Genomic DNA, 14157 nt, shown 5'->3' on the forward strand with positions numbered 1-14157 from the left:
GTCGAACGTTCCGAGCGGCAACCCGTCGAGCGTTCCGTGGTGGGAGTCGAACGTTCCGAGCGGCGACCCGTCGAACGGTCCGAGCGGCAACCCGTCGAGCGGTTCGAAGGGCCACCCGCCGAACGGTCCGAGCGGCACCCTGTCGAACGTTCCGAGCGGCAACCCGTCGAGCGTTCCGTGGTGGGAGTCGAACGTTCCGAGCGGCGACCCGTCGAACGGTCCGAGCGGCAACCCGTCGAACGGTCCGAGCGGCAACCCGTCGAACGGTCCGAGCGGAGGAACTATCGCCGGTGGGGGCGACCGGCCCAAGCCGGACACTCGAACGCTGCGTGACAGCCTCGGCGAGGTGAGAGGCCCGAGTGGCGCTGACCAGGTCTAAGGAATGAGGTGAGCGGAAATGGCAGCCGAGTATCGTGAGCCCACGTACGGAAACTGGCGTAAACCGGTCTCTCCGGGAATCGGCCGGCTGGGCCTGGCCGGCACGCTGATCCTCATGGTGGGGCTCATCGTCGTCACCATGATGGCCATGGTGTCGACTCTGGCCGCCCTGATCAGTGCGGTGCTGCTGGGGCTGGCCATGCTTCCGCTGGTCATCCAGGACCAGCACGGGCGGACCGCGCTCCAGTCGGCCACGGCCCGGTTGAACTGGTGGTGGGGGCGTTCGCAGGGCTGGCATCTCTACCGTTCGGGACCGCTGAGCGTCATCCCGTACGGGTCGTGCCGGCTGCCGGGGCTGCTCGCCGCCTCCCGGCTGGTGGAAGGCCGTGACTCCTACGGACGCCCGTTCGCCCTGGTCGTGATCCCGTCCACGCGGCACTACACCGTTGTGTTCGAGTGCAACGCCGACGGGGCGGCGCTGGTCGATCAGAGGCAGGTCGACGCGTGGGTCTCCCACTGGGGACACTGGCTGGCGTCGCTGGGCTACGAACCGGGTCTGGTCGGCGCGAGCGTCACCATTGAGACGGCCCCCGACCTCGGCCATCGCCTCCGGGAAGAGATCCACGCCCACACCGATCCGAACGCTCCGGAACTGGCCCGGGCGGCCCTGGAAGAGATCGTCTGGAACTACCCCGTGGGCAGCGCACGGGTCTCCACCCGCATTGCCGTCACCTATGGGGCTCTACCGCATGCCGGAGGCAAGCGCCGCGACCAGGACGCCATGGTGCGGGAGATCGGGATGCGCATCCCCGGGCTGATCTCGGGGTTGGAGATGACCGGCGCCGGGGCCGCTCGCCCGATGACCGCCCACCAACTCGCCCGCGCCGTGCGGCTCGCCTACGACCCCGGCGCGCAGTCGACCCTGGACGCCGCCGAGAATTCGGAAGCGCCCTGGGAGGACGCGGGACCGGCCGCGGCGCAGGAATCGTGGGACCACTACGTCCACGACAGCGGCCATTCCATCACCTGGGGCATGACGGAGGCGCCGCGCGGCGAGGTGCTGTCCAACGTGATGACCGGTCTGGTGGCCCCGCACCATGACATCGCGCGCAAGCGCGTCACCTTCCTCTACCGGCCGCACGATCCGGCCTCCGCGGCCCGGATCGTGGAACGGGACCGCAAGGACACGCGTTTCCGTCTCGACGGAAACGCCAGCGCGGCGCGGAACGAGATCGACGTCATGAAGAGCGATCAGTCGGCCATTGAGGAGGCACGGGGCGCGGGGGTGACCCGGTTCACCGTCCTCGTCACCGCCACCGTCCGTTCGGCCGAGGAACTGCCGGTCGCCGCGGCGGCCGTCGACACGCTCTCGGCCCCGGCGCGCCTGCAGTTGCGGCGGATGTACGGGGCGCAGTCGTCGGCGTTCGCGGCGGCTCTCCCGCTGGGCGTCGTCCTGCCCGATCACCTTCAGGTCCCCGCGCTGGTGAGGGAGTCCATGTGAGCAGGGGCAAGACGAAGCCGGGCAAGGACGCGGAGAAGCCGGGCAAGGACGCGAAGAAGCCCGGCAAGGCCGAGCCGAAACCCGGATTCAGGGGTTTCACCCGCCGCGGCGGAGGGCGCGCCTCCCACGTGGAGATGCCTTCGGAGTGGCGCGGGACCACCGTCCAGGTGTGCGGGCTGTGGCCGTTCGGGGCCGGGTCGGGAACGCCGATGATCGGCGTGCCGCTCGGCAGGGAACTGACCACGGGGGCGGCCCTGTGCTGCGATCCGATCTCCTGGTTCCAGCGGGCCAACCTCATCCACAACCCGTCGGCACTGGTGCTGGGCAAGCCCGGGCTGGGCAAGTCGACCATGATCCGCCGCATGCTGCTGGGGCTCGTCGGGCAGGGCGTGTTCCCCATGGTCCTCGGCGACCTCAAGCCCGACTACGTCGACCTGATCCAGGCGATGGGCGGGCAGATCATCAAGCTCGGCCGCGGCCTCGGGGCACTGAACGTGCTCGATCCCGGAGCGACGGCCGCCGCCGCGGCCATACTTCCGGAGCAGGCGCGGGTCAAACTGGTCGCGGACGCGCACGGTCGGCGGCTGAACATGGTCGCCGCGCTGCTGACGGTCCTGCGCGGTGGCCCGATCGCCGACACCGAGCGCACCGTCCTCAACGCGGCCCTGCGGGTTCTGGACGAGCGTCACCCCGGCGTGCCCGTCCTGCCGGACCTCATCAGGGTGATCGACGAGGGACCGGAGCGGCTCCGCTCGGTGACCCTCGCCCGCGGGGACGACGCGCGGTACCGCACGGCCGTCGACCCGCTGCACGCCTCACTCCTCGGAGTGCTGGACGGCCCGATGGGGGAGGCGTTCTCGCGGCACACCACCACCGCGATCGATCTGGACAATCCGGGCGGTGTCTGCATCGACATCAGCGGGATCGACGACGCCGACGCCGAACTCCAGGCGGCCGTCCTGCTGGCCTGCTGGTCGGACGGGTTCGGCGCGGTGGAGGCCGCGCACGCGCTGGCCGACGAGGGGCTGGCGCCGCGGCGGCACTTCTTCGTCGTCCTGGACGAGCTGTGGCGGGTCCTGCGGTCCGGACGCGGCCTGGTGGACCGGGTCGACGCCCTCACCCGCCTCAACCGGCAGCGCGGCGCGGGCCAGGTGATGATCACGCACACCATGGCCGACCTGCTGTCACTGGCCGACCAGGCCGACCGGATGAAGGCCAGGGGCTTCGCTGAACGTGCGGGCATGGTGATCTGCGGTGGGCTGCCGCAGGCGGAGATGCCCATGGTGAACGAAGTGGTCCGGATGTCGTCCGTCGAGGAACGCATGATCGTCGACTGGTCGACGCCGCCCTCCTGGAACCCCGACATGAACCGGGACAGCGAGCCCCCCGGACGGGGCAGGTTCCTGGTCAAGGTCGGCGGCCGCCCCGGTATCCCGTTCAAGGTGGAGCTCACCTCCGTCGAAATGGAGGTCAACGACACCAACAAGCGCTGGACCAACTCGACCACGATGCCCGGCGCGCACACCGTCTGACCGGTCGGGCCGACCGGTCCGGTCTTCCCGCAAGGCGGCATCGTCCTTGCGGGAAGACCGGGGACGTCTCAGCTCCGCGGCCGGGAGTCTCGCTCTTCCGCGGTGATCGGGTCCGGGGCGGGGCCCGTCCCGGCCGCCTGCTGCGCGACGCTCCTCTCGATCATCTGTTCGACGGTCTTCTTGCCCTGGGCGATGAAGTCCCCGTCCTTGCGCTTCCACCACGGGGTGAGCCACATCTCAACGGGACGGGCCGTGCCCGCGACGACCACCGCGCGGCCGAAGGGCATGGTCCTGAGCTCCTCGGGACGCAGCACCTGCTGCCCGTGGTCCTTGCCCACGAGACTGGAGAGCTCGTCGAGGTCCTTGGCGGTTCCGGTACCGCCCGAGACGATCTTGATCGATGAGTTCTCCCACAGCCGGGCGGCACCGTCCCCGCCCCATCTGGCGCGGGCGTCCGCCAGCGAGGTCAGGTAGACGTGCACGGTGATGGAGTAGCCACCCGATTCGCCCATGTACACGGGAAGACCGCCAATCGGGCAGATGTCGGTGACCTGGTTCAGCTCGAAGGTCAGCGGCGGGTCGAGGCGTCCGGTCGGGTTCTTCATGGCCGTACCGCGGGCGCTCCGGAAGTACTGCTCGATGATCGTGGTGACGACCGGAGCGATGCCGCCCCAGTCGGGCTGCTGCTTTCCGACGAAGTAGAGGGTGTTGCGCCCCTTCAGGAACTTGATGAAGTCGAACTCCTCGCCGAGCGGCGGAGAGCAGTCCTCCAGCACGTTCGGATGCGAGAAGCAGTGCATGACCTGGATGACGGTGGTCCAGGACCGTCGGGAGCTCCGCTGGAACTCCAGCTGCGCCGCGTATCCCGGAGCGGCCTTGGCGTTGGTGCGCAGGATCTCGATCGCCTCGTCGGGATTGGCATCGTGGACCCAGTCCATCACCCGGCGGAAGTTGACCTTGCCGATCGCGCCGGCGTGCAGCAGGCAGCGGATGATGGTCAGCACCCCGGTGAGGTGGGTGCCCTCGTCGGCGATGCTGAAGTGGCTGGACTGGACGAGCGTCGCCGACCGGACCGCGCACACGTTCGGGTCCTCGCATCCCTGCAACGGTGACCAGCGCATCCGGTTCGGCCATCCGGTCCAGTTGAACGGGTCGAACACGTACACCTCACCGAACTGCGCACGGGCCATCGCGGTGTTGACGAACGTCTCCCGCCTGGTGGAGGTGACGATGCAGGGACCGGGCGCGTCAATGGTGAAAGGCGTGACGAAATGGACGTCCTTTCCCTGCCTCGGCGCCGAAACGATGATCGCGGTGTCCTCGATCGACGCGTACAGCTTCCGCCGGGACCTGACGTCCCGTCCGAGGTAGAAGCCCACGTCCTCGGGCTTCACCTCGCGCGGGGACCGGGTCGCGGTGGACGGCCGGACCTGGTGCGCCTTGCTCAGGGCGGTCCGGGCACTCAGCAGTTTCCGGACCTCCCAGCCGGACGCGTACCCCAGGCGCAGCCGCCGGATGGGGCGGTGGCGCCGCACGTTCAGCAGGAGCCGCACCACGAAGTAGACGACCACCGATGCCAAGGCGAGCAGCACGATGAGCAGGAAGAAGAACAGGGGGGAAGACCCGATCGCGGCGGCGGCGACCGGCGGCCACGCACTCTGCGGATCGCCGGGACTTCGCACGAGGTTGTAGGTGATCCGCAAAGCGTCGCCGGGGCTCGAGTCGGGCCAGCCGCGCCCGGTGAGAAGGCCGGACAACTGGCCCGCCAGCCATACCAGGAAGCTGGTCGCGCCACCCAGCAGGAAGGTGACGACTCCGAGACCGATCAGGCAGCCGTAAACCTCGTCGTCATCGCTACTGCTCACGAAGGCTCCTCATGTCAATCCTGCCCTGGCGCAGTTGTTCTTGTCCCGGGGTGCTAATTATTCGCATTGACGATGGCACCGAAGACCCGCCACGGGTCACGCGGGGACGACCTGGTGAGGTCGATGGAGACCAAGTAATTCGTGGGAGAGCCGTGCCAGTCGTCTCGGCCGGTGGGAGTAATTTTCATCTCCCACAGCCGATAGGCGGTGGTCGGCCGGTCGGACGGGTCCCCCGCCTCCCGCCCGAGTGCTTTGAGGCGCACCGCGAGATAAGCCCGGTGCTGCGCCCATATTTTGGGGATGTACTGTCTGGGCTCGGCCCTGACTCTGGCCGTGTATGCGGGAGTGAGGTAGCGTGCCGCACGCAGTTTGGCGTCTCGCAACCCCGCGTCGACAGTGCTGTCGGCCGTGTACATGACCATAAGGGCCGCTCTCGACAGCGCCGTCGCGTCCCGCTCGTCGATCCGGCCAGGGGTTGGCAGGTCGTCCGGTAGCCGGGAAGCCGACGGCGACGGTGACTCTGTACTGATCGGAATACTGCTAGCCGCGCCCGGAGTAGCCGACGGTGTTTCGGGTCGGGCCCTCTCACCACTACTTCCCGGCCCACTGCAGCCGGCCACCAGTGCGGCGACCGAAACGACACAGCAGGCGGAACGCAGGCTGGTGGCCAATCCTTTGGTCACATCACACCTGCGTCGAGTGCGCTCAGACATTGGCGACGCGTTCAGCGAGGACCGAGATGTGGACGTGGTCGTAGTGGTTGGCCGTCACTCCGCCACGGTTCTCCATGGCACGCCACCCTTCTCGGGCTCGCGCGGGGCTCCATATTTGCTGGCGATAGATGATGTACTCGATGCCCAGGGGTTGAGCATTGGCTTTGGCCCAGTCGGCGATGTCGCGGCCGAGTTGGGCTTCCTGGGCGGTCGGAGAGCCGGAAGAGATCATGAAGTCACAGGCCCGGCCGAGGGGATGCTCACCGCCGCCGGGGATGCCGCCGTTGGCGCGGTAGCAGCCGATCCCGCGCGGGATGGAGAACTTGGCCTTGATCTGATTCCGGACGCAGCGCATTCGCGCCGTGATGTTCTCCGGGCCGAGTGCCTTACCGCCGGGGCATGTCGCCCCAGGTGGCCACTTGCCGCCCCCCGAACAGGTACTCGCATAATTGGCCGACCCCACGTTGAAATCTTTGGCGTAGTAGTTCGCCGCCGCCAGCACGTCTTTCACGTAGGGATTGCTGTCGGGGGTGTAATTTCCGGGATTGTAGCGATGGACGGCTCGTTTTATCTCGTCCGGAGTGAGTGCCGTCAATTTGTCTTGTTTGGTGTTCTTGCCGATGCTGCCCCGGAGGTGATTGGCCGCACCGGCGATGGCGTCCGCCGGGTTCCAGCGGTCTTCTTTTCCATCCCCGTCGCCATCGGCACCGTAAGCAATCCAGGACGATGGGATGAACTGCATCGGCCCGCCGGCGTGCGCATAGTTCTCTGTGCCTCTGGCAACGCCGGGCAGCAGTTCACCGTCAGCGCCTCTGGCCGTGCCGTGACGGGTCTCCACCCAGCCGATGCCGGCGAGCACGTTCTTGGGGATGTTCCACTGCTCCCCGACCGCCGAGTACCATCTGGCGTAGTTCCTGGGTATTTCCCCTGGTGACGCCTTCGCGTCCGCCTGCGCCACTCCCGACCCCCCGTCACTGGAATTCGGGGCGCACGCCGCCTGCACGAACATCGGAGAGCCGGGGATCAGCATCATGGCGACGACCGCGAGTACGAGCAAGATGATGACGATGGTCATGGCGCTGCCTGGAAGAAAAATGATCAACCAAATTGTGCGTCTTCGCATGCCGGCCCTCTCTGCGGTGTCGAGGTGCCGTCGAGCCAGAGCCGGTCACCGCGTCCGCCGAAGGAAGGCGAACCGTGCGCCTGGGACGCCGGGTGGCCCGATCGTCGTGTGAGCCCCCGGGCAGGACGCCCCGATGGCTGTCCGGGCATGGTTCACCTCCTGCCGCGTTGGATAAGACAGTGCGGTCGCCACCCGGATGTGCAAGGTCTTTCCGGCGTTTCCTGGCACCCGCCGCGTCCAGGACCGGATCCGGGCGCCGTCCCTTCTCCCACGTGCGGCGATCGACCGTTCATCAGTGCTCTCTGGACCCCGCCTCGCGAGCGATCCGGTCGTCGCGTGCATTGCGACCTTGCGGGTTCGGCGTGCCGCCGGACGGTACCCGGCAGAAGCTCTCAACGCCGCGGGCTTCGGATCGCCGGGAGGAATGGATGGCCGTGCTGGACGAGCTGATGGCCGCAGGGAAGGCAGGCGCCGGGACGCGCCGGATCGCCTGGCTGCTGTTCTGGGGCGAACGCGCCGCCGGATACGCGGACGCGCAGGCGATAGGCCTCCACAACGACGACATCGTCACCGCCGTCCGCCGCGGGATCCGGCTGCGGGATTACGTCACGGCCAGGCGGCGGTCCTCACACCAGGAGGTGCTGGAGGCGCACATGGCGACGGGCGACGCCTTCGCCTACGCGTGCGAACGCAGGGCCGGACATGATCACGCCGAGGCGATGGAGCAGGTGCTGCCCGGCAGCAGTCTCCTTGTCCCCTCCCAGCCCGCCGCCGAGATGCCGGAGACGAACGTCGCCGATCGTTTCGAGCCCGTGCGGGCCCGTCCCCGCCGGGTCGCTCCGCCCGTGGAGATCGAACTGAGCGTCGGCATCTGAGCAGGTCGTGAACGGTGAGCGGCTCAACCCCTGAACTCGTGGATCTGGAGGAGCTGCGCCCGTCTCGCAGCTTCCGCCAGCGGCGTGATCAGAAGCATCAGTGCGGTGCGCCGCGCGGTCCCGGGTAGCCCGGCCAACTCGGTGACGTACCGTACCCCGTCCGGGCCGTGCAGTTCGAAACCGCGAGCGGAACTCGCCCACACCCTGCCGTCCGGTGTGTCCAGTACGGGGACGGGCTCGTCCCCCGGGGCGGCGGCCAGGTCGCCGAGGACCCAGCCGGTGCGCCGGGCCGCCTCCGCGAAAGCCATGACCTCGTCCAGGTCGCGGCGCATCCGGACGAGGACGGCACCGGTGAACGAGGCGGGCAGGTTGTCGACCGAGGCGGCGCTGCGGCAGCCCAGCCTGCCGGCGATATCGGCCACCCGGCCCAGCACGCTGCGATGGATCAGACCTGTCTCGGTGTCGCCGACCGTAATGATCGCTGTGCACAACCGGTGCTGGGCTCCTGGCATCCTCGCTCGTTCCCCCGTCAGGGCAACCCTTTCGAGGCTGCCTTAACCGCCGCGCGTGACGGCCGACTCAGCCGGCACGCTCCCCATCCCCCCGGACAGTAAAGCCACTGACGATACAGAATGATGGACGGTGCTGGTCACCAGGAGGTGACGCGCAAACCCTTTCCAGGGCATGCCGATTCGGCTTCCGGCTAACAGTGGTGATAGGGAGGTGGGCGCGGAATCGGGCGCCTCACCCCCGTTCAGCGCGAAGCAGGTCTTCCCTGGCGGTCCCGAGCAGGTGACGGGCCACCTCCAGCTCCTTGTGCCCGTAGTCCAAGTGGACCAGGGCCGTTTCCACCATCTCCACACCCGAACCCGGCGGCTGCCCGGTCACTTCGAGTTCCCGGATCTGCTCGGTCCGCTCCATTACCGTGCCGACGATGTTCCAGACCAGATCCAGTACATCCGTGACCATCTCCACTGCCTGACCGGCTCCGGTCAGCGTCAACTCGTCCGTGTCGTCGCCCACCGCCGAAGACACCGCTTCCACCCGCTCCCGCAGCGCCCACAGCGCCCGATTCAAGCTCGCTCACCGGTTCCTCTCGGGTTCGCACCGTCACGATCACACTTACCCCTGCGCTGGAGCAGCCGGTGATGAATCAGCCGCCCCGCCGTCGATTCCATGTCGCCGCTCAATGCGGCGAAGCCCCGCACCCTCCCGCCGGCCCCGCCGACACCCGCCTTCGCGGACCGCCCCGATCTCCGCAGGCACAGGCGTGGCTCGGCCGAGGACGTCGTCGGACGGGTCAAGCACCGCGGATGCCCAGCCCACCAGAGGTCTCGAGGCGGACTATTTCTCTGAGCAATTCTTTCTGAGTTCTTCCTTCGACCAGGACTGCTCGGCCGTGGCGTGTCGCCGCCCAGTAGTGGCCGGTCCGGTTCCCGTACCAGCAGATCCATTGCTTGCTGCGCTGCTGAAGTTGCCTTGCCAAATGACGTGGATCTTCGCTTGAAGCGAAGGAATTCATCTCTTTACCTGCGGCATGGTGTGGCCAGTTCTCCTGGGGTGGATGTCGTGTCTGTCTACTACGGTTCAGTCGACCGGGCGGACCGCAAGCGACCGGGCAGTCATTTTGCCCTCCACGCCGTCGCGGGACGAGCCCAGAGCCGACGCCGCCCAGGTCGCGGCGTCGCCATTCGCTCGATCCGCGTCCCTGGGCGGTTGCCGCCGCCGCGCGGCCCTGGACGGCGACCTAACATTGTCGTCAGGCGGATGCCCCCGCCTCATTGAGGGTGCCGCCGCTATAAAAATCTTCTGAATGCGGGTGAGTGAGGGTGAACAGTCCGCAGCCGTAAGCCTTGTTGGGGCCGATGCCTTTCAGAATTGCCTGGGTGAGCAGAATCACGTCGGTGACGAGTAGCCTGCCCTCGAAAGTCGCGGTGTGGAGGGTGACCGGGACGCCGCGTCCACTTTCGGTGAAGGAGCGTCGGCTCCGCGCGGTGATCCGAACGTCCGGCGCGGAGCGTGGGGAGCAGCCGTCCAGACCGGAGGTCGCGGAGCCGGTGCGGGTACGGGGAATGGCGAAGCCCCATGTGGGAGCGTGTTCGAGGAACCACCCGAGTTGCTGGGCGCGGGTCAGGTGAGCACGATCGTCGTCGGGCGCCTGACTCTCGCCCGGGTCGTCGCGAACCGGGCTCGCGGTGACCCGGAACGCGAATTCCCTGTTGATGGCGAGCCGGGTGAGCAACGGCCGGTATTCACGGGTCGCCGCCTGGTCTCCGGCCGCGCCCGGCCAGCCGGCCGCCTCGACCAGGCGGGTCCAGTCGGGACGGGACGGACTGAGCACGAACAGCAGGGGCCGCTGGGGATCGTCGGCGTCCAGGCGCCACAAAACCCGCTTCATCTCGGACGGATCGGAGATTCCACCGAGGACCGCACCGCGCATGGCGCGCGGGCAGGCCAGGAGATCCCGGCTCTCCGCCCGCAGCGGGTTGATCGGGATGTGGGACAAGTAGGTCATGGCACCCCTCGCCGGCCCAGGAACCGAAGTCGTCTTCGGTGATCTTCACCGTCCGTACGCTCTGGGCAGTGTCAACCGCCTGAGCCTGGGGGGACATCGCCGGACACTCCGGGATTCCGCTGGACTGCGGCTCCACGGAGTGCGCCGGCGTCTCCGCTCTCCGCGGTCACTGCGGCATCGCCACTCTTTCCGCCGCGGAGGTCGCCGGACCCGGCCGTCACTCCGGCGCGCGGGGCGGTGATCACCGAAGTCACCAGAGTCATGACCACCAGGATGGCGAACAGGTCGGCCGAGAGGATCCCGGTGTCCACGCCGATCCGCAGCAGGATCAACTCGGTGACGCCACGGCAGTTGAGCAGCCGACCCAGCGTCAGCGAAGGAACCCAGGGCCAGCGTCCCGCCCGGACGGCGAGGGTCACACCACCCAGTTTCGCGGCCACCGCGGTGACGACGAACGCCAGACACCACCAGCGATCGCCGCTGTCGCCCAGCGCGTCCGCCAGATCGGTGCGGAGGCCGACCTCAAGGAAGAACAACGGCAGCAGCACCGCCGCGGCGAAGCGCCCGAGTCGGTCGGCGGCCCCCATGCAGGCGAGGGAATGGCGTGGCAGCACGACGCCGAAGGCGAACGCGCCGAACGCCGCGTGCACGCCGATGGCGTCGGTGGCCGTCGACGCCAGTAAGGCGCCCACCATGACGAGCGGCAACGCCGCGTCCTGCCCGCCGACGCGTGAGCCGCCGGACCCCGGCGACTCCATCGCGGCGGCGATGCGAGCCATCGCCGGGCGTATCGCCACCATCACCGCCACGAACAGGACCGTCAACAGGATCACCGTGGTGCCCGAGGCCGCCCCTGTTCCGGCCATGCCCAGGCAGATCGCCGCCAGGGACCACACCACCAGGTCGGTCCCGGCGGCGGCGCCCAGGGCGAACGAGGCGATCGGGGTTCCGCTCAATCCGAGGTCACCGAGAACGCGGGCCAGAACCGGTAGCGCGGTGACGCCCAGGACGAGCCCCAGGAACACCGCGTAGACGGGAAAGTTCACCGGCCCGGCGTATTGGGCCGCCGTCGGCACGGCCAGGGCCAGCCCGGCCGCCATCGGGACCGCCAGTCCGGCGTACACGACGGTGAGCAGCGACCGGCGTCCGGTACGCAGCACGTCCAGGTCGAGTTCGGCTCCGGCGGCCACCATGAACATCACCAGGCCGAGCTGCGCCGGGCCGTGGACGGCCGAGACGATCTCGTCCGGGAACAGCCACCCCATGCCGTCCGGGGACAGCGCCCCGAAGAGGGAGGGACCGAGGAGCACGCAGACAGTGATCTCGCCCAGCACCGCGGGCAGCCGGGACCGCTGGGCGATCAGCCCGCCGAGCCGGGCCGCGCCGAGCACGACGCCGATCGCGAGGAGCAGGTGGAAGCCGGAGCTCTCCATCGGGACCGGTAGGTCGTGGAGGCGGCCGGGCCCTCCCTCCGGAGACAGCCGCCATGCCAGGGCCGCGGCGATCGAGAGGAGAGCCGTGCTACCGGCGATCACGAGGACCGCGGACCGCCTCCCCATGATCGCCGACGGGATCATGCGGGATTGTTCCGATGGCAAGCTGATGCCCCTTGGATGTCGAGCGGACCTGGTGTCTCTGACTCCTGAGCACAACGCGTGTCCCGGTGCCAGCAGAGACAGTGCAGTCAGAAGGGCGGGCGTCAAGACGGCCCCACCTCACAGCACGCCGAAGCCGCCGGTATCCCCCCTCCGGGGGGCCGACCGGATAGACGGCATCGAACTCCGGATGCGGTGCGGGTACGACCGGCGGTGTCCCGTGCTGGGTGATTTCCATCTGCGGGCGCACATGGTGCGGTGCCGGAGCGCATCCGCAGGAGGAGCAATCGCTGCCGCATCCCGAGCAGAGGGCTCCCTGAACGAGTACGAACATGCCGCTTGACCTGCACGGACGAGGTTTTCGGCAGGGGCGACCTCGGCCGCCTCCACGGTCAATGGCGCGACGTCGTCCTCCTCGAACGCCGAAGCCCCATCGTGCTGTGACCTCGCGACGCTCCAGCAGGCGGCGAGGGCCTGAACGCGACGCCACGCGGTCTAGCCCTGGTGAGGCCGCCGGTGACCGACTGCGCGATCCGGACGACGCCGTTGATGATGAGCTGGAGCCCGATGAGCACGGCCAGCGCGCCGACGGTGACACCGGGCCAGGCCACGACGACGACGCCCAGCAAGAATGAGATGCCGCCGAGAGTCAGGGCCATCGCCTGGTGCTCGTTCACCATGTGCGTGAGCGTCGTGCCCTGCCCGCGACCAGGGACGGTTCCCCCCGTCCTCCGAGATGTCGTCGACATTATCGCTCCTCCCATGTTGACGTATTGCGTCGGGTTTCCGGCCTCCCGGACGGCTTACGCGTCCCGGATCGGCCCTGTATCGAAATGACACCGTTCGGGCAGGTCGGGCCGCATCCTCCACCACGGGTGATTGCGGTGCTACCCGGTTCACCCGCCGAGGGTGAGCCCCCAGCACCGTCGCCGGGCGATTCTGCGAGTGATCCATGCAATGAGGAGGTTCATACGTCACGCAGCGGCACGCCGATGCTGAAGACCCCCATCGAGATGCGGCAGGGGTATGTCGGCAACGCGGTAGCGCCCGAGCAGGGCCCGGCGCTCGGAGGAGAGACTGCGGCCGTAGTTCTCGACCAGCGCCCGTAGCATCTCGGCCGGACCAGCCCCCTCCGCCCCGGGAAGCAGGTCGCGGACCGGGGGTGATCAGCGGCGGGTCGGGGACGATCCGCCGTACGCCCCCGTCCAAGCGGGTGAGCTTCGCGAAGGCCTGCAGGTTGGTCCGTGCGCGGGCCCGGACGCGGCGGCGGAGTATCGCCGGCGGGCGCCCACGAGGCAGGTCAAGCCGAACCAGACCATCGTCGCGGGAAGGCGGCAGCCCGGGGCGGTAGTGCGTCGCACGTCGAGAGCCACCCGCTGCGGGTGATGCAGGGGAAGACGGGTGTGGGGAGCATAGGCGGCATCGATGCACAGGGCCTCACGACTGGAGGACCACCATGAACGAACTCGCCACACCCATCGGCGCCACGGACTACCCCCTGCTGAACATCTTCTGGACCATGCTCTGGTTCTTCCTATGGGTGCTGTTCCTGATGCTGCTTTTCAGGATCATCACTGACATCTTCCGCGACGACCGGTTGAGCGGCTGGGGGAAGGCGGGATGGTCGATCTTCGTGATCGTGCTGCCATTCCTCGGCGCCTTCGTGTACCTGATCGCGCGCGGCCGGGACATGGGGGAACGCGACCTGCGAGCGATCCAGAAGCGCGATGAGCAATTCCGCGCCTACGTTCGGGAGACCGCCGGGGCGCCAGAGCCGAGCAGCACCAACGAGTTGGTCAGACTGGCCGAGCTCAGGAAGCATGGCGACATCAGCGAGGTGGAGTACCAGCGGGCGAAGACCAAGGTCCTCACCTGATCCACCTTCGGCCGGGACCGGGCGGGTGTAGGCCGCACCTGCCCGCTCGCACACACCGCCGCCGAAAAGACCGCCACCCATGTGCTGCGGGCTGGGTGGCGGGTGTCCGGCACCCGGCGGGGACGCCTGGGCCGTCGGGCGGGTGTTGGGTCAGATTCTTGTTGCGTTGCGTTGCGTTGCGGGC

Annotated in this window: 13 protein-coding genes; 5 read left to right on the top strand and 8 right to left on the bottom strand. The window is 68.5% G+C overall.

The window, feature by feature from the left end:
- Positions 1-255: hypothetical protein (locus tag ACGFIS_RS01220; RefSeq protein ID WP_392969317.1), on the bottom strand; the 255-nt coding region annotated here is incomplete at its 3' end.
- Between ACGFIS_RS01220 and ACGFIS_RS01225 the strand changes: the two genes are divergently transcribed.
- The 3 genes from ACGFIS_RS01225 to ACGFIS_RS01235 are packed head-to-tail and all read left to right on the top strand — an operon-like array spanning position 140 to position 3411.
- A complete protein-coding gene (locus ACGFIS_RS01225) occupies positions 140-379 on the top strand; it encodes a PT domain-containing protein (protein WP_392907608.1) in 240 nt (79 codons plus the stop codon). The two genes, ACGFIS_RS01220 and ACGFIS_RS01225, sit on opposite strands and share 116 nt — an antisense overlap.
- A gap of 18 nt (positions 380-397) precedes the next feature.
- Positions 398-1879, top strand: a complete 1482-nt coding sequence (locus tag ACGFIS_RS01230; RefSeq protein ID WP_392907179.1) for an SCO6880 family protein — start codon at positions 398-400, stop codon at positions 1877-1879.
- A complete protein-coding gene (locus ACGFIS_RS01235; RefSeq protein ID WP_392907176.1) occupies positions 1876-3411 on the top strand; it encodes an ATP/GTP-binding protein in 1536 nt (511 codons plus the stop codon). The genes ACGFIS_RS01230 and ACGFIS_RS01235 overlap by 4 nt, the downstream gene beginning before the upstream one ends.
- A gap of 68 nt (positions 3412-3479) precedes the next feature.
- On the opposite strand, the gene ACGFIS_RS01240 is transcribed toward ACGFIS_RS01235, so the two are convergent.
- Together ACGFIS_RS01240 and ACGFIS_RS01245 are read right to left on the bottom strand one after the other, a co-directional pair.
- Positions 3480-5276, bottom strand: coding sequence for a type IV secretory system conjugative DNA transfer family protein (locus ACGFIS_RS01240; RefSeq protein ID WP_392907173.1), 1797 nt, complete (start codon positions 5274-5276; stop codon positions 3480-3482).
- Positions 5277-5981: 705 nt separating this feature from the next.
- Entirely contained in the window at positions 5982-7064 is a 1083-nt protein-coding gene (locus ACGFIS_RS01245) for a lytic transglycosylase domain-containing protein (RefSeq protein ID WP_392907169.1), read from the bottom strand.
- Positions 7065-7540: 476 nt separating this feature from the next.
- Here ACGFIS_RS01245 and ACGFIS_RS01250 point away from each other — a divergent pair, with 476 nt between their 5' ends.
- Positions 7541-7987, top strand: coding sequence for a hypothetical protein (locus ACGFIS_RS01250; protein ID WP_392907166.1), 447 nt, complete (start codon positions 7541-7543; stop codon positions 7985-7987).
- Between the two features lie 23 nt (positions 7988-8010).
- On the opposite strand, the gene ACGFIS_RS01255 is transcribed toward ACGFIS_RS01250, so the two are convergent.
- The 5 genes from ACGFIS_RS01255 to ACGFIS_RS01275 form a co-directional block, all read right to left on the bottom strand.
- On the bottom strand, positions 8011-8499 hold the full coding sequence (locus ACGFIS_RS01255) for a hypothetical protein (protein WP_392968935.1): 489 nt from the start codon (positions 8497-8499) through the stop codon (positions 8011-8013).
- A 232-nt stretch (positions 8500-8731) separates the two neighbouring features.
- A complete protein-coding gene (locus ACGFIS_RS01260) occupies positions 8732-9064 on the bottom strand; it encodes a hypothetical protein (RefSeq protein WP_392968938.1) in 333 nt (110 codons plus the stop codon).
- Positions 9065-9746: 682 nt separating this feature from the next.
- Positions 9747-10502, bottom strand: a complete 756-nt coding sequence (gene cas6e, locus ACGFIS_RS01265) for a type I-E CRISPR-associated protein Cas6/Cse3/CasE (protein ID WP_392968941.1) — start codon at positions 10500-10502, stop codon at positions 9747-9749.
- A gap of 71 nt (positions 10503-10573) precedes the next feature.
- On the bottom strand, positions 10574-12061 hold the full coding sequence (locus ACGFIS_RS01270; RefSeq protein WP_392968944.1) for a cation:proton antiporter: 1488 nt from the start codon (positions 12059-12061) through the stop codon (positions 10574-10576).
- Between the two features lie 428 nt (positions 12062-12489).
- Complete coding sequence (locus tag ACGFIS_RS01275; RefSeq protein ID WP_392907154.1) at positions 12490-12777, bottom strand: DUF308 domain-containing protein; 288 nt, start codon at positions 12775-12777, stop codon at positions 12490-12492.
- A 776-nt stretch (positions 12778-13553) separates the two neighbouring features.
- Between ACGFIS_RS01275 and ACGFIS_RS01280 the strand changes: the two genes are divergently transcribed.
- Positions 13554-13973: a PLDc N-terminal domain-containing protein gene (locus ACGFIS_RS01280; RefSeq protein WP_392968947.1), complete on the top strand. Its 420-nt coding sequence runs from the start codon at positions 13554-13556 to the stop codon at positions 13971-13973.
- Positions 13974-14157 lie beyond the last annotated feature (184 nt).

This window comes from Spirillospora sp. NPDC048824, from assembly GCF_043198455.1.
In the GTDB taxonomy this organism is placed as follows: Bacteria; Actinomycetota; Actinomycetes; order Streptosporangiales; family Streptosporangiaceae; genus Spirillospora.